Annotated in this window: 18 protein-coding genes; 6 read left to right on the top strand and 12 right to left on the bottom strand. The window is 72.4% G+C overall.

The window, feature by feature from the left end:
- Positions 1-23: 23 nt before the first annotated feature.
- Positions 24-410: a winged helix-turn-helix transcriptional regulator gene (locus ACWEVS_RS02070; RefSeq protein WP_452549584.1), complete on the top strand. Its 387-nt coding sequence runs from the start codon at positions 24-26 to the stop codon at positions 408-410.
- Here the strand turns inward: ACWEVS_RS02070 and ACWEVS_RS02065 are convergent.
- From ACWEVS_RS02065 to ACWEVS_RS02030, 8 genes are all read right to left on the bottom strand, one after another.
- Positions 397-1,551: an acyltransferase family protein gene (locus ACWEVS_RS02065; RefSeq protein WP_452549502.1), complete on the bottom strand. Its 1,155-nt coding sequence runs from the start codon at positions 1,549-1,551 to the stop codon at positions 397-399. The two genes, ACWEVS_RS02070 and ACWEVS_RS02065, sit on opposite strands and share 14 nt — an antisense overlap.
- Positions 1,552-1,561: 10 nt before the next feature.
- Positions 1,562-2,941, bottom strand: a complete 1,380-nt coding sequence (locus ACWEVS_RS02060) for a hypothetical protein (protein WP_449919912.1) — start codon at positions 2,939-2,941, stop codon at positions 1,562-1,564.
- A 42-nt stretch (positions 2,942-2,983) separates the two neighbouring features.
- Complete coding sequence (locus ACWEVS_RS02055; protein WP_449919915.1) at positions 2,984-3,712, bottom strand: polysaccharide deacetylase family protein; 729 nt, start codon at positions 3,710-3,712, stop codon at positions 2,984-2,986.
- Between the two features lie 71 nt (positions 3,713-3,783).
- Positions 3,784-5,151 carry an acyl-CoA reductase gene (locus tag ACWEVS_RS02050; protein ID WP_452549500.1) on the bottom strand — a complete coding sequence of 456 codons (1,368 nt, stop codon included), beginning with the start codon at positions 5,149-5,151 and terminating at the stop codon, positions 3,784-3,786.
- Positions 5,151-6,179, bottom strand: coding sequence for a LuxE/PaaK family acyltransferase (locus tag ACWEVS_RS02045; RefSeq protein WP_449919921.1), 1,029 nt, complete (start codon positions 6,177-6,179; stop codon positions 5,151-5,153). Before ACWEVS_RS02045 ends, ACWEVS_RS02050 begins: the two co-directional genes overlap by 1 nt.
- Positions 6,176-7,567: an AMP-binding protein gene (locus ACWEVS_RS02040; RefSeq protein ID WP_452549498.1), complete on the bottom strand. Its 1,392-nt coding sequence runs from the start codon at positions 7,565-7,567 to the stop codon at positions 6,176-6,178. Before ACWEVS_RS02040 ends, ACWEVS_RS02045 begins: the two co-directional genes overlap by 4 nt.
- Before the next feature lie 69 nt (positions 7,568-7,636).
- A complete protein-coding gene (locus tag ACWEVS_RS02035) occupies positions 7,637-8,383 on the bottom strand; it encodes an SDR family NAD(P)-dependent oxidoreductase (RefSeq protein ID WP_354906350.1) in 747 nt (248 codons plus the stop codon).
- Positions 8,370-8,609, bottom strand: a complete 240-nt coding sequence (locus ACWEVS_RS02030; RefSeq protein WP_354906348.1) for an acyl carrier protein — start codon at positions 8,607-8,609, stop codon at positions 8,370-8,372. Before ACWEVS_RS02030 ends, ACWEVS_RS02035 begins: the two co-directional genes overlap by 14 nt.
- A 173-nt stretch (positions 8,610-8,782) precedes the next feature.
- On the opposite strand from ACWEVS_RS02030, the gene ACWEVS_RS02025 reads away from it, so the two are divergent.
- From ACWEVS_RS02025 to ACWEVS_RS02015, 3 genes are read left to right on the top strand one after another with little or no spacing between them, the layout of a single operon-like run.
- The gene (locus ACWEVS_RS02025; protein ID WP_354906346.1) at positions 8,783-9,622 is read left to right on the top strand and encodes a hypothetical protein; all 840 of its coding nucleotides are present in this window, start codon (positions 8,783-8,785) and stop codon (positions 9,620-9,622) included.
- The gene (locus ACWEVS_RS02020) at positions 9,613-11,271 is read left to right on the top strand and encodes a hypothetical protein (RefSeq protein WP_452549496.1); all 1,659 of its coding nucleotides are present in this window, start codon (positions 9,613-9,615) and stop codon (positions 11,269-11,271) included. Before ACWEVS_RS02025 ends, ACWEVS_RS02020 begins: the two co-directional genes overlap by 10 nt.
- Before the next feature lie 11 nt (positions 11,272-11,282).
- On the top strand, positions 11,283-13,160 hold the full coding sequence (locus ACWEVS_RS02015; RefSeq protein ID WP_452417258.1) for a glycosyltransferase family 2 protein: 1,878 nt from the start codon (positions 11,283-11,285) through the stop codon (positions 13,158-13,160).
- On the opposite strand, the gene ACWEVS_RS02010 is transcribed toward ACWEVS_RS02015, so the two are convergent.
- Both ACWEVS_RS02010 and pseB read right to left on the bottom strand, forming a co-directional pair.
- Positions 13,138-14,277: a DegT/DnrJ/EryC1/StrS family aminotransferase gene (locus ACWEVS_RS02010; RefSeq protein WP_452549494.1), complete on the bottom strand. Its 1,140-nt coding sequence runs from the start codon at positions 14,275-14,277 to the stop codon at positions 13,138-13,140. The two genes, ACWEVS_RS02015 and ACWEVS_RS02010, sit on opposite strands and share 23 nt — an antisense overlap.
- Complete coding sequence (gene pseB / locus ACWEVS_RS02005; protein ID WP_354906340.1) at positions 14,277-15,236, bottom strand: UDP-N-acetylglucosamine 4,6-dehydratase (inverting); 960 nt, start codon at positions 15,234-15,236, stop codon at positions 14,277-14,279. Before pseB ends, ACWEVS_RS02010 begins: the two co-directional genes overlap by 1 nt.
- A gap of 128 nt (positions 15,237-15,364) precedes the next feature.
- Between pseB and ACWEVS_RS02000 the strand changes: the two genes are divergently transcribed.
- Positions 15,365-16,093, top strand: coding sequence for a cytidylyltransferase domain-containing protein (locus ACWEVS_RS02000; protein WP_449919936.1), 729 nt, complete (start codon positions 15,365-15,367; stop codon positions 16,091-16,093).
- 1 nt (position 16,094) lies between these two features.
- Complete coding sequence (locus ACWEVS_RS01995) at positions 16,095-17,042, top strand: PseG/SpsG family protein (RefSeq protein ID WP_449919939.1); 948 nt, start codon at positions 16,095-16,097, stop codon at positions 17,040-17,042.
- On the opposite strand, the gene pseI is transcribed toward ACWEVS_RS01995, so the two are convergent.
- Positions 17,035-18,078 carry a pseudaminic acid synthase gene (pseI, locus tag ACWEVS_RS01990; RefSeq protein WP_449919942.1) on the bottom strand — a complete coding sequence of 348 codons (1,044 nt, stop codon included), beginning with the start codon at positions 18,076-18,078 and terminating at the stop codon, positions 17,035-17,037. The genes ACWEVS_RS01995 and pseI overlap by 8 nt on opposite strands.
- Positions 18,075-18,575, bottom strand: coding sequence for a GNAT family N-acetyltransferase (locus tag ACWEVS_RS01985; protein WP_452549492.1), 501 nt, complete (start codon positions 18,573-18,575; stop codon positions 18,075-18,077). Before ACWEVS_RS01985 ends, pseI begins: the two co-directional genes overlap by 4 nt.
- Positions 18,576-18,694: the final 119 nt, after the last annotated feature.

Here is an 18,694-nt window from a genome sequence, read left to right as displayed (position 1 = left end):
GTGGCGCGTTAGCATGATCAGGGCTGCTGCGAGCGCGGCCCCCAGGATGGCGACGGCCGCCCAGACGGCCGCCCCCGATCCCGCCCAGGGAGATCCTCGACCGGATCGCGGGCAAGTGGGCCATCCAGATCATCGTCGCGGCGGCGGGCGAGCCGATCAGGTTCACCGAGCTGGAGCGGCTCATCCAGGGCATCTCCCGGCGCATGCTGACGCTGACCCTGCGCAACCTGGAGCGCGACGGGATGCTGACCCGCACCGTCTACCCGACCGTGCCGCCCAAGGTGGAGTACCAGGCGACGCCGATGGCGCTGGAGCTGTACGAGGCGATGCTCACGCTCACCGACTGGTCACGGCGGCACAGCTCGTGCATCGCCAGGTCGCGGGAGCTCTACGACGCTAGGCAGCAGTGACGAGACCGCGGCCGGCGGCCCGCCGTTCGATCAGCCGCCTGCCGTAGCGCTGGGCGGGCAGCTCGACGAAACGGTAGGTGACCCAGCTCGTGGCCAGGATCGCCCCGAACAACGCCAGGCCGAGACCGAACTGCGCGGGCCACGGGAAGCGTCCGGGGTCGCCGACGACGAGCAGCGCCAGCTTGATCAGCGGGACGTGCACGAGATAGATCGAGTAGCTGATCAGGCCCAGCCAGGCCAGCACGCGCGGCAGCGACCGCCCGCGCAGCGCGAAGAACAGCGCGAACGTCGCCGCGGCCAGGCCCATCGTGGCCAGGTTCGTCAGGCCGTTGAACGTCACCGGCCGCAGGAACGGCACCAGCACGATCAGCGCCGCGACCCCGGCCACCGGCCACAGCCCCGAACTCCGGCCGTGCTCCCAGCGGTGGATCGCGGTGCCGGTGAACATCACCGACAGGACCATCGCCCCCTGCCACGACTCCCTGCTGCCGATCCAGACCAACGTCACGGCCAGGACGGCGAGCACGACCGCGCCCGCCGTACGGGCCGGGCGGGAGCCGGACAGCACGCCGGCCAGGCCGGCCGCGGCCACGACCAGCACGGCGACGGGCGCCCACGGGCCGTCGAGCAGATGCCCCTCGCGGGGCAGGGTGAAGGCCACCAGCGTCGCCAGCAGCGCGAAGGCGAGCGCGAACCACCCGCTGCGCCGGTGCACGCCCGCCACGAACAACCCGGTGACCAGCAGGTAGAAGACCATCTCGTAGGAGAGAGTCCACATCGGCTCGACGAGACCCGCCGAGCCCGTGACCTCCATCAGCATCGTGAGGTGCGCGAACACGTTGGTGTCGCCGCGTAGCGGCAGCAGCGGCGAGAGCGCCAGCGTGACGGCGATGAGCAGCAGGTAGAGCGGGTAGAGGCGGAAGACCCTGCTGATCCAGAACGCCCGCACGTCACCCCTGCGCTCCAGCGAGGCCGGGATGATGTAGCCGCTGACCAGGAAGAAGACCAGGACGCCGTAGATCCCGAGGTTCATCCAGCGCGGCCGCAGCTGGTCGAGGACGTGGTAGTTGAGATGCTCGACGAGGACGGCTGTCGCGCCCAGGCCCCGCAGAGCGTCGAGCCACGCCAGCCGTCTTGTCATTTGACCGAGCTTACCGGCGCCCCGCTCGCCAGAAGCGCACAAGCAGAGGAAGCATGAGGAAGCCGATGAAGATCGGCGAGGCCATGTAGCGGAAGTCCTGGGCGGAGATGTTGGCGAGCACCGCGAGCTGCTGGCCGAGGATCGCCGCCGCGATGCCGAGCACCCACCGGTTGCCGCGCAGCCATGCCGCCGCGGCGAGCGCCACGTACGCGGCGTAGCACCAGATCGGCCCCCGCCACACCAGCCAGTCGAGGTCGGGCTCGAAGGAGGCCGACAGCCACCCGTCGGCCAGGTCGTGCAGCGGCCACGACAGCGGGCTCAGGTTGAAGCTCTCGAGCTCGGGATGCCGCTCGATCATGTCGGGCCCGACGTACTCCCAGGCGAACCACCGGCGAGAGAAGTGGTAGGTCTCGCCGCCCTCCGACCAGCGGTCGGCCCCCGGCCGCCACGCGATCGCGCCCCTGCACAACCTGGTCTTGACCACCTGGTCCGGCGCCTGCAGGAGGATGCGTTTCCACAGCTCCATCACCTGCGGGCTGAGCTCGTCGGAGCGCCGCCAGTCGAAGTCGCCGCGCCAGATCAGCGGGTTGATCGTGTTGCAGTTGCCGCCTCTCCACCAGCGTTCGAGCGGTGCGATCTGGGCCATGAGCGCCACGTCCCGCGTGGTGAACAGGTCCGTCCGCTCCTTCCAGGCCACCGCGATGTCGCCGTAGGCGGTGTGGTAGACGAACGTGCGCGACGGCGGCACGATGCCGACCTGGGGCAGGACGAGGTTGGTGAGCAGGACGGGCACGCCCGCGGCGAGCAGCCCCACCGCCGCCAGCCGCTTCCTGAACCCCTTGCCGATGACCAGCAGCACCGCCACCACGATGCCCACGACCAGGAACCCGTTGGCCCTGAACAGCCCCGCGCCCAGCATCACGGCGCCGAGCGCGAGCAGTGTCCCTCGGGTCGGGCCCTTGTTCCTGGCGATCCGCGCGCAGACGGCCGTGATGCCGATGATGCAGGCGGTGAACGGCACGTCCTTCCAGAACGTCACCGAGAAGGCCCCGAACGGCGGCGCGAACGGCAGCAGGACCGCGGCCACGGTCGTCGGGATCCTCGGCGCGCCGAGCCCCTTGAGCTCCTGCGCGAGGAGCGAGACCGCCAGCGCCATCGCCGTGGTCTGCAGCAGCGTCACCGGGCTGACGGCGCCCGTGAGCTTCACGCTCAGCCACAGCATCGCGTCGTAGAGGACGGAGTGGTCGCTCACCCATGGGCCCACGATGGTGTGGCTCAGGTAGAGGACCGAGTCGCGGCTGAACAGACCGGGATAGTACGCGGCCCACCACAGCAGGAGCACTGCCTGAACACTGAGGAAGATCCGTGCCGTGGAGCGTTCGACGATCATCGAGGTTATTGTCCGGAGGGAAGTGGATCAGCGCAAAACGGGCTAGGGGTAGGTCTCACCCGGTGCGAGCCTGCGCCCCTGGAGCAGCGCCGACACCGTCACGAGATGGTAGCCGCGTTTCTTCAGCTCCTTGACCAGCGCCGGCATCACCCGCACGGTCTGCGGGACCACGTCGTGCATCAGGATGACGCCGTCGCGCCTGGCCAGCTTGAGCACCACCGCCCTGATCTTCTTCTCGTCGCGCAGCTTCCAGTCGAGCGTGGTGCCGGTCCACAGCACCTGCGCCATCCCCTCGTCGCCGGCCAGCGCCGCCACCCGGTCGTCGGTCTGCCCGTACGGCGGGCGGAACAGCCTCGGCGCCCTGCCGGTCACCTGGGCGACGGCGTCCTGGGTCGCCTTCAGCTCCGTGGTGATCTCCTCGTCGAACAGCGTGGGAAGGCTCGGGTGCGACCAGGTGTGGTTGCCGATCTCGTGCCCCTCCGCCGCCATGCGTTTCACCAGTGCGGGCCGCTCCTCGACGTGCTTGCCCATGAGGAAGAACGTGGCCTTGACGCCCGACTTCCGCAGGGTGGTCAGCAGCGTGCCGGTCGCGGCTCCCGGCCCGTCGTCGAAGGTCAGCGCCAGGCACTTGACCTTGGCGCAGTCGACCGTGGCCGCCGCACCACCGTGGAGGGCGGCCCGCGCGGATGGCGTCGGGAGGGTCGCGTGCGCGGGGAAAGCCGGCAGGAGCGTGGCGGTCATGGCGGCTGTGACGAGACCGCGCGAGAACATCGGGCACCTCCATCGACGGGGGATCAACGGACCTCGTCTATCGTGCCCCATCGCGAGTGCCCTCGCGCGTGTCACTGCCCGCGGCTGCCCCCACGCGGGTCACTGCTCTCACGCGGGTCACTGATCCCGCGCGGGTCACCGCTCCCGCGCGGGTCACCGCTCCCGCGGGCGTCTCTGCCTCCGCGCGCGTCGGTCCGGGCGGGCGGCCGGTCCTGGACCGGCGCGTGGACCGTCACCATGCGGGTGAACTCGGAGGGCAGGTCCACCCCGTCCCACACCCGGTGGAAGGTCAGCGCCGAGCCGAAGGGCACCATGCGGTCGACGCCCCGCCCGGCCAGCGCCTTGGCCAGCGTCTCGAGCTCGTCCTTCGCGAAGCCGAAGTGCGTCATCGTCTGGTCCTTGCGCTCGACGAGCGGCACCAGCTCGGCCAGGTCGGCGAGCCTGGTGTGCGCGAAGGTGCCCATGCCGAGCCAGCGCCTCGGCATCGCCGTGGGGGTCGCCAGCCGTACCTCGGCCAGCGTGTTGCCGTGGAAGGTGATCGACTTGCCGTCGCCGTCGGCCGCCATCCCGTAGGTGGCCACGCGCTTCTCGACCGCCATGGCCGCGTCGACGTTCCAGCCGCGGGCGGCGATCGCCCCGGCCAGCCGCAGCGTGAAGTCGGCGTGCGCCTTGTCGGTGTCGGCGGCCGAGCCGACCCAGAACACCGTCCGGGGAGACGAGCACGCCGCCTGGTCGAACCAGTAGGAGTCGTTGGCGAAGCCCTCGGCGGCGGCCGCCCGTACGGCCGGCGAGCTGCCCAGCCACGCCACCGACCGGATGACGGCGAACGACGAGCGGTCGGGGAAGGTCAGGTCGCGGGCGCGGGGCGCGAGCGGGTGGCGCCGGATGGCCGTGACGGCGGCGTCGCCGCCCCAGATGACCCGCAGGTCGCAGGCGGCCGAGAAGGCGGCGGTGGCCTCCTCGGAACGGTCGTAGGAGACGATCCGCTGCGTCTGCGCGACGGCCGGGTCGGCGTCGCGCAGGGCCCTGGCGAGGGTGTCGACGATGGTGCGGGCGACCGCTCCCGAGCGCGGCGACAGCCGTACGACGTTGTGGTTGCCCATGAGCGCCGACAGCGCCCACGAGTAGACGAAGACGGTGTCGACGTTGGCCGGGGGCACGTGGAAGACCAGCCCGCGCGGCACCCTCAGGTGCTCGCCGTCGAGCAGGTCGATGGCCCTGGCCAGCTCGACGCGGCGCAGGAAGAACCCGAGCGAGCCCAGCTCGGGGTGGCGGCGGGAGATCGCGGGGCTGAGCAGCCTGGCGCCGAAGGTGGTGAGGAAGGCGCGCATCCGGTCGTCGCCGACCACCAGCGGCCCGCCGGCGGGCGGGGCGGCCAGCTCGGCGACCAGCGTCTCCGGCGTCGACCTGCCGGGGACGGGGAACAGGATGTCGATCATCAGGCCGCCGCTCCGAACGTGTCGCCGCATCCGCGCGCCTCCGCCCTGGGCAGCCGGCCCAGGACGGAGAACCTCTTGCCGGGCCACACCCCGTCGTCAACGCCGTGGACCACCCCGAGGTCCTCGGTCAGGAGCACGTGCCCCGGATAGGAGGTGGGCAGCGTGCTCACCACCTCGATCACGCCGGGCACGCCCACCGGCGCCTCCTGCCAGGTGGCGGGGTCGCGGACCACCACGTCGGCGAAGTCGGGGCAGTACAGCCCGCCGCCGTCGGGGCCCTCCAGGTAGACGGTGCCGATCTGCTCGACCATGCCGTAGAAGTTGTGCACGGCGGTCAGCCCCGTGCGCTCGGCGAAGTGGCGGCGGAAGGCGGCGTTGTCGACCGCCTGGTCGGCCAGCTTCTTCCAGCCGCCGGAGTGGACCAGGATCCCGTTGGACAGGTCGGCCTCCAGCTCGCGCAGGTAGAGCCAGACCATGAAGGTGAACCCGAAGATCAGGAAAGGCTCGCGCCCGTGCTCGGCGAGGAAGTCCGCGACCGCCCGCGGATCGGGCCTGCCCTCCTCGTCGAGGGCGAAGGCGTGGTCCCTGCCGAAGGTCATCATGCCGAGCACGCCCGCGCCGCGCGCGCTCAGCGTCGGATCGCGCACGACCGCCCTGCTGTCGGCGACGAGCATGGGCAGCCGCCGCTCGCCGAGCACGACCCGCATGGTGGCCGCCAGCATGCGGGTCTGCGTGGCCGCCGCCTCCCTGTCGAGGTGGACGCGGCTGGGCCGCTGCCCGCTCGTCCCGCTGGAGGTCAGCACCCTGAACACCCGCTCCGGCGGGACGCTGCGCAGCTCGTGCGTCTTGAACAGCCGCACCGGCAGCCACGGCAGGTCGGCGACCGACGCGTACGGCGGCGCCGCCCCGATCGCCGCCATGATCCGCCGGTACGGCTCGCAGTCGCGCCTGTGCCGTTCGGTCATGGCGGCCAGCTGGGGCAGCAGCGCCGCCTCCTTGGCCGCCTGGGTCAGGGTGAAGACGCTCATGCGCGGGCCTCCAGCGCTCGATAGTCGATCTTTCCGGTGGCGAGGAGCGGCAGCCGGTCCACCTCTCGCACGTCGAAGCCGCTCCAGTGCAGGCGCAGCTCGCCGGCCAGCCGCCGGGCCAGCGCCTCGCGCGCGCCCCGGTCCAGGCCCTCGGTCCACACCGTCACCCTGTCGTCGCCGCCGGTGGCCGCGACGGGACCGCAGTCGCGCAGGAGCCGCTCCACGTCGTCGAGGTTGACGCGCACCCCGTAGACCTTGGCGATGCGCTTCACCCGGCCGGTGACGAACAGGAACCCCTCCTCGTCGACATACCCCAGGTCGCCGGTCCTCAGCACGCCGCCGAGGTCGTCGCCTCTGGCCAGGTCGGCCGCGCTCGTGGCGTAGCCCATCATCACGTTGGGGCCGCGGTAGACGATCTCGCCGTTCTCGACGCCGAGCGCGCCGCCGGGCAGCGCGACACCCGCCGAGCCGAGCTTGTCCGGCAGGCGCTCGGGGGGCAGCACGGCGATGCGGGCGGTGGCCTCGGTCTGGCCGTACATCACGAAGAACCGGTCGACCTTGGCGGCGAACTCGGCGACCAGCTCGGGGCGCAGCCTGCCGCCGGCCTGGGTCAGCGTGGTCAGCGCGGGATGGGCGGCGGGGTCGAAGCGCAGCCGGCGCAGCATCTCGTACTGGTACGGCACGCCCGCCAGCGAGGTGCAGCGATGCTCGGCCAGCTGGCGCCAGAAGGGCCGTTCGAGCAGGCTCGCGCCGGTGAGCACGATGGTGGCGCCGGCCGCCAGATGGCTGTTGAGCACCGACAGGCCGTAGCTGTAGTGGAGCGGCAGGCTGGTGGGTGCCACGTCGGCGGGGGTCAGGCGCAGGGCCTGGGCGATGGCGCGGGCGTTGGCCATGACGGCCCGGTGCGAGAGCCGGACGAGCTTGGGGTTGCCGGTGGAGCCCGACGTGGTCAGCAGGACGGCCAGGTCGGGATGCGGGTCGGGGGCGGCGCGCGGCCGCGGCCGGTGCGCGACGGCGAACCCCGCGACGGCGGCGGGCTCGAACCCCGCGGCGGCTGGCTGGAACCCCGCGACGGCGGGCTCGAACCCCGCGGTGGTGGCCTGGAACCCCGCGACGGCGGCGGGCGCGAAGCGGTCGGTCAGGTCGGCGAGCACGGCCGCCGGAAGGGCGGGGTCGAGCAGGGCGACGGGCCTGCCCGAGCGCAGCGCGGCCAGATAGGCGAGCACGGACGGCAGGTCGTTGCGCATGCCGAGGAACAGCGGCCCCGGCGGCGCCGCGGCCAGCTTGCGCGCCGCGTCGGCGATGCGCGCGGTCAGCTCGACGGCGCCGAGCACGTCCTGCGTTTCCGCCACGACGAGACTCGCGTGCGGGTGGGGGAACGGGTCCATTCGCTGTGCCTTCCTGCCCTGCCGGGCACCGATCGTCGCGGCGCTCCTGCTGCGGGGCGCCGGACGGGGTCAGAGCACCAGGCCGCCGTCGACGCCGAGGACCTGACCCGTGACGAAAGCCGCCTCGGCCGACAGCAGGAAGGCCACGCTCGCGGCGACGTCGTCCGGCCTGCCGAGCCTGCCGAGCGGCGTGGCGGCGATCGTGGCGGCGCGGCCGGGTTCGTCCAGCGACTCCAGCATGCCGGTCTCGACGAAGCCGGGCGCGACGGCGTTGACCCTGATCCCCGACGGCCCGAGCTCCTTGGCCGCGGCCAGCGTGAGACCGAGCACGGCGGCCTTGGTGGCGGAGTAGACGGCCTGTCCCGCGCCGCCCCTGGCGCCCATGACGGACGAGACGAGGACCACGGCCGGAGCCGTGCCCCTGCGCAGCAGCTTCACCGCGGCCTGCAGGGTGTGCGTCGCGCCCATGGCGTTGACCTCGAACAGGCGGCTCACCGACGCGCCGCGCATCATGCCCAGCAGGGCCGCCTCGTGGACACCCGCGTTGATCACCAACGCGTCGAGCCGCCGGTGCCTGCGGTGGACCTCACGCATCATGGCGGCGACGGCGTCGGGATCGGCCACGTCGCCGTGGACGGCGCCGACCGCCCCGCCGGTCCGCTCGGCCAGCTCCGCCGCCGCCTTCTCCGCCGCCTCGGCCGCGCGGCCGTGGACGACCACCTCGTGGCCGGTGGCCGCGAGCCTGGCCGCGACCGCCCTGCCGATGCCCTTGGTGGAGCCGGTGACGAGGGCGACCCGCGGCTCAGGCCGCGACACCCTGCTTCTCCAGCAGCAGCACGGCCTTGCCGAACGAGCTCATGTCGAGCATGTCGTCGGTGTCGATCACGATGTCGAACTCGTCCTCCATCGCGGCCACGAGCGCCATATGGCCCAGGGAGTCCCACTGCGGGACGCCGCGATACTCCAGCGCGTCGACGTCGGTGCCGTCCGGCAGGTTGAGCGCGCTGCGGAAGACGACGCGCAGACGATCGAGATGTCTCATGTTTCCTCACTATGTGCGACAGAATCGAAACGCAGTGTAGCGTCGCGGCGGTGGGCAGGGGGGCGGCGCGTGAAGGCAACTTCCACCGCGAGTAATGGATGGGTATAGAGCCGCGCGGCTCACGGGGGCGAATGGAAACGTCAGCCGAACGCAGGCTCACGAGGAGGTTCGGTGTGGACGAATCCAATCACTGGTACGGGCACTCACAGATCTTCGGACGCTACTGCGGGATGGCTCAGGGAACGCCCCAACGTATCCAGGGATTCGTGCAACACGGCTGGAACTACCTTCACGGCTTCCCGCCGAACGACAAGTGGTGCAGCCCCGGCTACCCCCGGTTCGTCTGGTCCGACGTGCTGCGCCGCAGAGGCTGGTCGATGGGCCGCAGGCAGCACTACCTCATCGGCGCTCCCTGGGTCTACCTGCTCCACCTGGAGCCCGACCTGGGACGGGTGCCGGAGGACGAGCGCGAGGGCACGATCTGGTACCCCTTCCACGGCTGGGAGAAGAGCTCGGTCAACGGCGACCACGCCAGGCTCGCGGCGGAGATCCGCGAGGTGGAGACCGGGCCGGTGACCGTCTGCCTCTACTGGCTCGAGTACGGCGACGCGGGCATCAGGCGGGCCTACGAATCGGCCGGATTCCGCGTCATCAGCCACGGTCACCGGGGCTCGCGCTGGGACGGCAAGGGCCGCGACTTCCTGCGCGGGCAGCTGGCCGAGCTGCGCCGCCACCGCAGGGTCGCCTCCAACCGGCTGGGCAGCGCCCTGTTCTACGGCGCGTCCGTCGGCTGTGACATCGCCGTGTACGGGGACCCGATGCAGTACGAGGACGAACGTCCCGAGTACGGCGGCACGGAGCGCCGGATGCGCCTGTGGCCCGACCTGCACGGCGTGCGCGTCGATCGCGAGCTCGCCCGCGAGGTGGCCCGGCGCGAGCTCGGTTTCGACTACCAGGCGAGCCCGGAAGAGCTGCGACGCCTGTTCGGATGGAGAAAGGCGCGATGCGCGTGAACACGACGCCGGACAATGTCCAGTTGATCGGTGGCGAGATGCTGTTGTGGTCGGACCTGACGCAGGCCAGGGACTGGGGGGCCGTCGCCACGCAACTGGTGTCCCTCCTGGTGCCCGAACGGGGCCGGGTGCTGGTCGTCGGACCGCATCCCCAGGGCCTGTTCGACCTGGTCGCCGCGCGGGCCGGGTCGCTGTCGGCGCTGTTGCGCTCCTACCCGGACGCCTGCGCGCTGGCCACCAGGCATCCGGCGGCGAGCGTCTACTGCGGCAGGCTGGACACGCTCGCGCAGGCCGCGCCGTACGACCTGGTGCTCGCCTTCGACGGGATCGCCGCCCTGCACTCGGCCGAGGAGCCGCCGCAGACCTGGCGGGAGACGCTCGCCGCGCTGTCGGAGCTGGTCGCCGAGGGCGGGCGGCTGGTCCTGGGCGTGGAGAACGACCTGGGCGTGGACCGGTTCGTGTCGGCCAGGCCCGCCGGTCGCGAGGGCGACGACTCACAGTGGACGCCCCACGGCTTCGACGTCACCTACCCCAACGGCCCCGAGACGGTCGAGCTGGAGCTCCACGCGCTGCGCTTCGCCACGGAGACGTGCTACGCGGCCTACCCCACGCGTGAGGCGCCGCGCGCGCTGCTGGCCACCCACGTGCTGGCCCAGCGCCCGCCGGACGCGCTCGCCGTCCCCCTCAGCGCCAGGGGCTACGACGCGAGGATGATCGTCGCCGACCCGCTCCACCTGACCCGCACCGCCTTCCGGCACGACCTGGCCGACCGGCTGGCCCCGCTGTGGGTGACCGTCGCGGCCAAGGGCCCGGTCGCCGCCCACCACGCCATCCTGCCGATGGGCCTGCTCCAGAGCGGCCCCGTGGTGCACGAGGTGGTCTACGGCGGCCACGGCTGGAGCCGTACGGTGATGTCGGCGCCGCCAGCCGCCGGACGGGTGCGCCTGGCGGATCCGGCCGCCCGCACGCCCATCCCGCACGGCAGGGTGCTGGAGGAGATCCTGCTGGAGGGGTGCGCCCGTGACGACCTGCGGGCGCTCAGGCGCACCTTCGCCGTGCTCGGCGCGTGGGTGAAGGGCGAGGATCCCGCGGTCGCGGTCTTCGGGACCACCGACAACCTCGTCTGGGACGGCGAGCGGCTGCGGCTGGCCGAGGAGGGGTGGACGCTGGACGACGCGCCCGCCGTCGAGGTGGTGCTCTGCCGGATCCTGTGGCGCTTCGCCGTACGGCTGCTCGCCGCCGGCCACCACCACCCGTGGCCGTGGCCGGTCGAGGCCGACCAGCTCGCGCTCACGCTGGCCGGCATGTGCGGGATCCCGTGCGACAAGGAGCACCTGGTGGCGGCCACCGAACTGGACGAGGAGATCGGCGCGGTCATCGAGCCAGGCCAGACGCCGCCCGACTACCGCGAGCTGCTCGACGCCCGCGACCACCTCCACCGGCGGCTGACCGACTCCCAGGCCAGGGTGTCCAGGCTGGAGACCAAGCTGACCTACCGCGAGCGCGACCTCAGGAAGACCAAGGCGAAGCTGAAGAAGGCGCAGCGCAAGGCGCAGGCCGTCCGCAGGTCGCTGCGTCACCGGCTGTCGCGCAGGCTGGCGCGCCCCAGACGGCTGGCCCGCAGGGTCCTCCGTACGTTCTCCGGTTGAAGGGAGTCGCTGTGCTTTCGGTGATCATTCCCTTCCACAACGTGGAGAAGTACGTCGGCGAGTGCCTGGAGTCGGTGGCGGCGCAGAGCCTGCGCGACCTCGAGGTGATCTGCGTCGACGACGGATCGACGGACGGCGGCGCGGCGGCGGCGGCGGCGCTGTGCGCGGCCGACGACAGGTTCCGCCTGATCAGGCAGCGCAACACCGGCCCCGGCATGGCCCGCAACGTCGGGGTGCGCCACGCGACGCGCCGCTACCTCGCCTTCGTCGACGGCGACGACGTGGTGCCCCGTGACGCGCTGCGCAGGCTGGTCGGGTCGCTCGAGTCGACCGGCTCCGACCTGGCCTGCGGCAACGCCAAGCGGCTCATCGGCGGGCAGCTGGTGCCGTCGTGGGCGCACCGGCAGGCCTTCAGGACCTCGATGAAGCGCACCCACATCACCCGCCATCCGCTGCTGATCCGCGACCGCATGGTGTGGAACAAGGTCTTCCGGCGCGCGTTCTGGGACGAGCTGCGCCTGGCCTTCCCCGACCGGATGTACGAGGACCAGCCGGTCACCATGGCCGCGCACGTCCGCGCCGCCTCCGTCGACGTGCTGCGGGAGGTCGTCTACCACTGGCGGCAGCGCGACGAGGCCGACTCGTCCATCACCCAGCGCAAGCTCGAGCCGGACAACCTGCGCGACCGGCTGCTGTCGGTGTGCGACGCCTCCAGGATCCTGCGCGGAGGCGCGCCGAAGCTGGCCGCCGCCTTCGACACCGACACCCTCGACATCGACATGCAGGTGGTGGTGGAGGCCGTCGCCCACCACGGCGACGCGCTGCCCCCCGACATCGTCGACCTGGCCGTCTCCTACCTCGACCAGGTCCCGCTCTCGGGCTGGCTCGACCTGCCGTGGGCGCGCCGGCTGCTGGTCCACCTCCTGCGCCGGCGCGAGCTCGGCCCGCTGCTGGACGTCGTCGACGAGGTGGAGAGCGGCGCCCTGCAGCCTCTGATGCGCAGGTCCGGCCTGCGGGGACGGCGCTGGGTCGCCGAGCACCCCCAGCTGCCGGGCCATCTGACGCCGCTGTCCCGTGACCTGTCCCTGACCTCCCGGCTGGTCCGGCTGGACTGGCAGGACGGGAAGCTGCGCGGCGAGGGGAGGGCCGCGATCGGCAGGTTCGACGCCGGCGCCCTCGGCCGGGCCAGGCTCAGCGTGTCGCTGCGGGAGCGCAAGAGCGGCGCGAGGATACCGCTGGGCCAGGCGACGGCCTTCCCCTCCTGGGACAGGATCGCCTGGGGCGCCGGCGCGGCCCTGGAGAGCGGCTACGACTTCGCGTTCACGATCGACCCCGCCGCGCTGCCCGCCCGCGGGGTCGGCCACTGGGACCTGCGCGTGGAGCTGCGCCGTCCAGGACTGTGCCTGGAGGGCAAGGTCGGTGGCGTGCGCTGGGATCCGCCCTCGACACCGGTGCCCGTCCGCATGGGCGGCCGGTGGCTGGTGCCCGTGCGGTCCTTCCGTGGCGCGTGGGGGATCCGGCTGCTGCGGCGCGACGCCGTCGTGCGCGAGTGCCACGTCCAGGACGACCGGCTCGTGGTGTCGGGAGAGCTGCGCGCGCTGGGCGACGGCGAGCCCGTCCTGCGCCTGATCCGCCGGCACGACGGCGAGGAGATCTACTTCCCCGTCGACCTGGACGGCAACGCCTTCACCAGCCGCCTGTCCTTCGCCGCGATCGACGACTCCCAGCAGGAGGAGGCCTGGTGGGACGTCGTCATCGACCAGGGCAGGATCGTCAGGCTCGTGGTGGAGACCGCGGCCAAGCCCGAGGCCGAGGTCGGCGACCGGCGCTACCTCGTCGACAGGGGCGAGGACGGCTGCCTCATGATCAGGGAGCGGAGCGCCGGCTGAGGATGCCCGCCAGGCACTCGACGACGCGGTCCTGCTCGCCGTCGGTCAGATCGGGGAAGAGCGGCAGCGACAGCTGCTCGCTGTAGTACGCCTCTGCCTCGGGGCACAGGCCGCGGCGGTAGCCGAGGTCCTCGAAGACCGGATGCCAGTAGGCGGGGACGTAGTTGACCTGGACCCCGATGCCGGCGGCGCGCATCCTGTCGTAGACCTCGCGCCGCCGCCCGTCATGGATCCGGACGGGGTAGAGATGCCACGAGGGCGTGACGTGGTCGCGCTGGACGGGCAGCGTGAGGCCCGGCACCCCGCCCAGCAGCTTCGTGTAGCGCGCCACCAGCTCGGTCCTGCGCGCCATGAACGCGGGCAGGCGGCGCAGCTGGCTGACGCCGAGCGCGCACAGCACGTCGGGCAGCCGGTAGTTGAGCCCGAAGGCGTGGACCTCCTGGTGCCAGCCGCCCACCTCGGGGTCGCGCTGCAGGGCCGGGTCACGGACCAGGCCGTGGTTCCTGAACATCGCCGCGCGCCGGAACAGCTCGGCGTCACGCACGGCGACCGCGCCGCCCTCGGCCGTCGTGACCGTCTTGGTGGGGAAGAACGAGAACGTCGTCAGGTCGCAGACCGAGCCGACCGCCCGCCCGCGATAGGCGGCCCCGATCGAGTGGGCGGCATCGCCGACCAGCAGCGCGCCGCACCCGTCGGCGACCCGCCGCAGCTCGTCGTAGTCGGCGGGGTGACCCGCGTAGTCGACGGCGGTGATCGCGCGGGTCCGCGCCGTCACCGCGGCGGCGGCCGCGGCCGGGTCGAGGGTGCCGGTGCCCGGCTCCACGTCGGCGAAGACCACCCTGGCCCCGAGCAGCACCGCCGTGGCCGCGGTGGCGACGAACGTCAGCGGTGAGGTGACCACCTCGTCACCCGCCCCGATCCCCGCCGCCGCGTAGGCGACGTGCAGCGCCGCCGTGCCCGAGGTGACGCTGACGCACGGCACCCCGCCCGTCCACGCGGCCAGCTCGCGCTCGAACCGCGCGACGGCGGGACCCGTCGTCAGCCAGTCGCCGCGCAGCACCTCGCAGACGGCCGCGATGTCGGCCTCGTCGATCGACTGGCGTCCGTAGGGCAGCATCAGGCGCTCACCATCACCATGGCGCGCAGGTCCTCGACCGACAGCCACCGGTCGTTGGTGTCGGAGCGGTAGGCGAATCCCTCGGGGAGCACCTCACCGCCCTGCGGCGGGACGTAGCCCCAGGTCGCGATCGTCGGCTGGACCACATAACGGTCGGCGAGGCGCAGCGTGCGCCTGCCGTCGTCGGGGCCGATCATCTCCTCGTGCAGCTTCTCGCCCGGTCGGATGCCGATCTCCTCCATCGGGCTTCCCGGGGCCAGCGCCTCGGCCAGGTCGGTGATGCGCATGCTCGGGATGCGCGGCACGTACAGCTCGCCGCCCTGCATCATGTCGAAGGAGTCGACGACGAACCCGACCGCCTGCTCGAGCGTGATCCAGAAGCGGGTCATCCGCTTGTCGGTGATCGGCAGGCTCGCGCCCTCCCTGGCCAGGCGCAGGAAGAACGGCACGACCGAGCCCCGGCTGCCCACCACGTTGCCGTAGCGGACCACGGCGAACCTGGTGACGTGGCCGGCGGCGTAGTGGTTGGCGGAGACGAAGAGCTTGTCGGCGACGAGCTTGGTCGCGCCGTACAGGTTGACGGGGCCGGAGGCCTTGTCCGTCGACAGCGCCACGACCTTGCGCACGCCGCAGTCGATCGCCGCCTCGACCACGTTCTGCGAGCCGGCGATGTTGGTCCTGACGTATTCGAAGGGGTTGTACTCGGCCGTGTCGACCTGCTTGAGCGCGGCGGCGTGGACGACGTAGTCGATGCCGTGCATGGCGCGGGTCAGCCGGTCGCGGTCGCGCACGTCGCCGATGAACCAGCGCAGCCGCTCGTCCTCGCCGAACAACTGCCGGGCCTCGTACTGCTTGAGCTCGTCGCGGGAGAAGACGACCAGGCGGCGCACGCCGAGATGGTCGAGGGCGTGGCGCACGAAGGCCTTGCCGAAGGAGCCCGTGCCCCCCGTGATCAACATTGACGATCCGCTCACCACGCTCACGCCGCCCCCTCATTTCGGTGGTACGACCTGCGTCTGCGCAGGCTGGCCGGTAGCCTAGCGCGACGAAGCAGACACGCACGGTCACACGGGGGAATGGGGCATCAGTGCGTATTGTCGGAGTCATTCAAGCGCGCATGGGATCAACCCGGCTGCCCGGCAAGGTGCTGCGCGACCTGGGGGGTCGCTCGGTGCTCGGTTGGGTGGTCAGGGCCGTCGAGCGGTCGGGGGCCGTCGACGACCTCGTCGTGGCGACCACCGGGCAGGCCGCGGACGACGCGGTCGTCGCCGAGTGCCGGCGGATCGGCGTCGCCTGGCACCGCGGTCCCGTCGACGACGTGCTGACCCGGTTCCTCGGCGCGCTGGAGAGCCGCCCGTGCGAGGCCGTCATGCGGTTCACCGCCGACTGCCCGCTGCTCGACCCCGAGGTCATCGGTCAGGCGGCGCTGGCCTACCAGGCTTTGCCGGGGCTCGACTACCTGACCACGAGCCTGGTCCGTACGCTGCCGCGCGGCATGGACGTCGAGATCGTCGGCAGAGACGTACTGGAGGCGGTCGGCAAGGTCGCCACCGGCTACCACCGCACGCACGTCACCTCCCACATCTACACTCATCCTGACGACTTCCACCTGCTCGGCCTCAGTTACCGCCCGGCCGCTCCCGACCTGCGCGTCACGCTCGACACCGAGGACGACTGGCGGCTGATCGCCCTGATGGTGGCCGCCTTGGGCGACCGCTGCGCCCGCGTGCGCGAGCTGGTCGCATGGCTGCGTGCGCGACCGGAGGCGTGCATGATCAACGCACACGTCGAGCAGAAGGCGCTGCGGGAGGCGTAGCGTGCGCGTCGGCATCCGGTGCGACGCGGGCACCACGATCGGTGTGGGGCACCTGATCCGCTGCGTGGCGCTGGCCGAGGAGCTGCGCGCGCGGGGCACCCGCGTGTCCTTCCTCGGCGACATGGGCTCGCTGCCGTGGGCGTGGCGGCAGCTCGACCTGCGCGCCCTGCCCGTGCGCCCGGCGCCGGCCGAGCCCGAACGGCTCGCGGCGTTCGGGCTCGACTTCGTCGTGCTCGACTCCTACACGCTGCCGCCCGGGACGGGAGCCGCGCTCATGGCGGCCGGCACCCGCGTGCTGGCCATCATCGACGGCGATCCGCTCGGGCAGGAGGCGCACCTCTACCTCGACCAGAACCTCGGCGCCGAGGAGGTGCCCTGCCGGCTGCCGTACCCGGGGGTGAGGCTGGCGGGGGCGCGCTACGTCCTGCTGCGCGACAGCGTGCGGCGCGCCATCCGCCCGCCCCGCTGGCCGGGGGTCGCCGTGCCCCACGTGCTGTGCTTCTTCGGCGGCACCGACGCCGCCGGGGTCACGCCGCGGTGGGTCGAGGCGCTGCGGGCGACCGGCGTGCCGTTCACCGCCACCGTGATCAGCCCGGCCCCGCTGGAGGCGGGGGAGGGCATCACCGTCATGCCGCCCACCGACCTGCTGCCGAACCTGATGGCCGCCGCCGATCTCGTGGTGACCGCCGCCGGCTCGGCCGTCTGGGAGCTGCTGTATCTCGGGGTGCCCGCCGCGCTCACCTGGGTGGCCGACAACCAGCTCATCGGATACGAGGCGCTGGTCGGCCGCGGCCTGGCGGCGGGGCTCGGCGGCAGCGCCGAGCTCGCGGTGCCCGCGCTGCGCCGTCTGCTCACCGACCCCGGCTTGCGAGCCGAGTACGGCACGCGCGGCCGGGAGCTCGTCGACGGCAGGGGCAGGGAACGCGTCGTCGACGCCCTGCTCAGATGAGGTCCCAGGTCAACGGCGTGCCCAGGGTGACGTCCCTGGTGAAGGTGCGGCCCATCACCGTGCTCACCGCCGCCGGCGGCAGCCCGCCCGCCGGCCTGATCGACCTGACGTTGTCGGGGGTCACGGGCTCGCCCGCCCGCACGTCGCGCACGACGTAGAGCGAGCGCCGGAACCGCAGGCCCTCGCGCTCGCTCGGCCGCGGCCCGAGCACCGGGGCGCCGAGCGAGCGCCAGGCCCGCTCGCTCTCCACCACCAGCGCCGCCAGCTCGGCCGGCTCCAGGGAGAAGGCGGAGTCGACCCCGCCGTCGTCACGCGAGAGCGTGACGTGCTTCTCGATCAGGCAGGCGCCCAGCGCGACCGCCGCGAGCGGCACCCCGATCCCGGGCGTGTGGTCCGACACGCCGACCACCGTGCCGGTGACGCCCGCCAGGAGCGGCAGCGCCCGCAGGTTGCTCTCGGCGGGGTCGGCGGGGTAGGAGACGGTGCAGGCCAGCACCGCCAGCTGGGTGCACCCCGCCTCGCGGGCGGCCTCGACGGCGGCGTGGATCTCGGCGATCGTCGCCATGCCAGTGGAGATGACCAGCGGCTTGCCGGTGGCCGCCGCCAGCCTGATCAGCGGCAGGTCCACGATCTCCGACGACGCGATCTTGTACGCGGGCGCGTCGAGCTTCTCCAGCAGGTCGATCGCCGTCGGGTCGAACGGGGAGGAGAAGGGCACCATCCCCCGCTCGCGCGCCCGCTCGAAGATGGGCCGGTGCCACTCCCACGGTGTGTGCGCCCGCTCGAAGAGCCGGTAGAGGTTCTCGCCGCCCCACAGCGCGTGGCCCTCGCCGATGCGGAAGGCCGGGCCGTCGGCGTCGACGGTGATGGTGTCGGGCCGGTAGGTCTGCAGCTTCAGCGCGTGGGCCCCCGCGGCGGCGGCCGCGTCGACGATGGCCAGCGCCCGGCCGAGGTCGCCGTTGTGGTTGCCGGACATCTCGGCGATGACGAACGGCGGGTGCCCCGCCCCGATCTCGCGCCCCGCGATGGAGATCACGCGTTGTCCTCTCTGCTGAGCTGGATGGTGATGACGTTCCTGTCGGCGCCGTCGACGGCCCGGGTGTCGGAGCCGATCTCGGCGAAACCGAAGCGCCGGTGCAGGCGCCTGACCGACTCGTTGTCCTCGAGCACCTCGCCGCGCAACCTCACCAGGCCGAGCGGGCCGAAGGCGTGCTCGATCGCGGCCCGCTCCAGGCCGATCCACGCCCGCAGCAGCTCGCCCGACGACTCCAGGCCGTCGATGTCGAGGTAGAAGCCCCAGGTCGCGGTCGTGACGCCGGGGCCGAGACCGGCGAAGGTCACCACGCCGGACGGGACGCCGGTGTGCTCGTAGACCAGCACCTGCCGGCTCGGGTCGCCGCTCAGGGTCGCCCACCAGCGGGCGTGCTCGTCGGGGCCGATCTCGTGGGTGGTCAGGCTGGCCGCCCTGACCTTCGGATGGTTGCGCCAGCCCCGGATGATCTCGAGGTCGTGCTCGCGGACGTGTCTCAGCACCTCGTCCCCCTACGAAGCGTGCTCGTGTCGATGCCCAACGTAGCGGATTCGCGTGTGGGTAAAGAGCTGATCAGGGACAGGCATGGCGGCTGCCGGGCGGTCATGGGCCAGGCATGCTG

This window comes from Nonomuraea sp. NPDC003754 (assembly GCF_053605785.1).
Note: the sequence above shows the minus strand (reverse complement) of the source record. Positions and strands in the feature narration are given on the sequence as shown.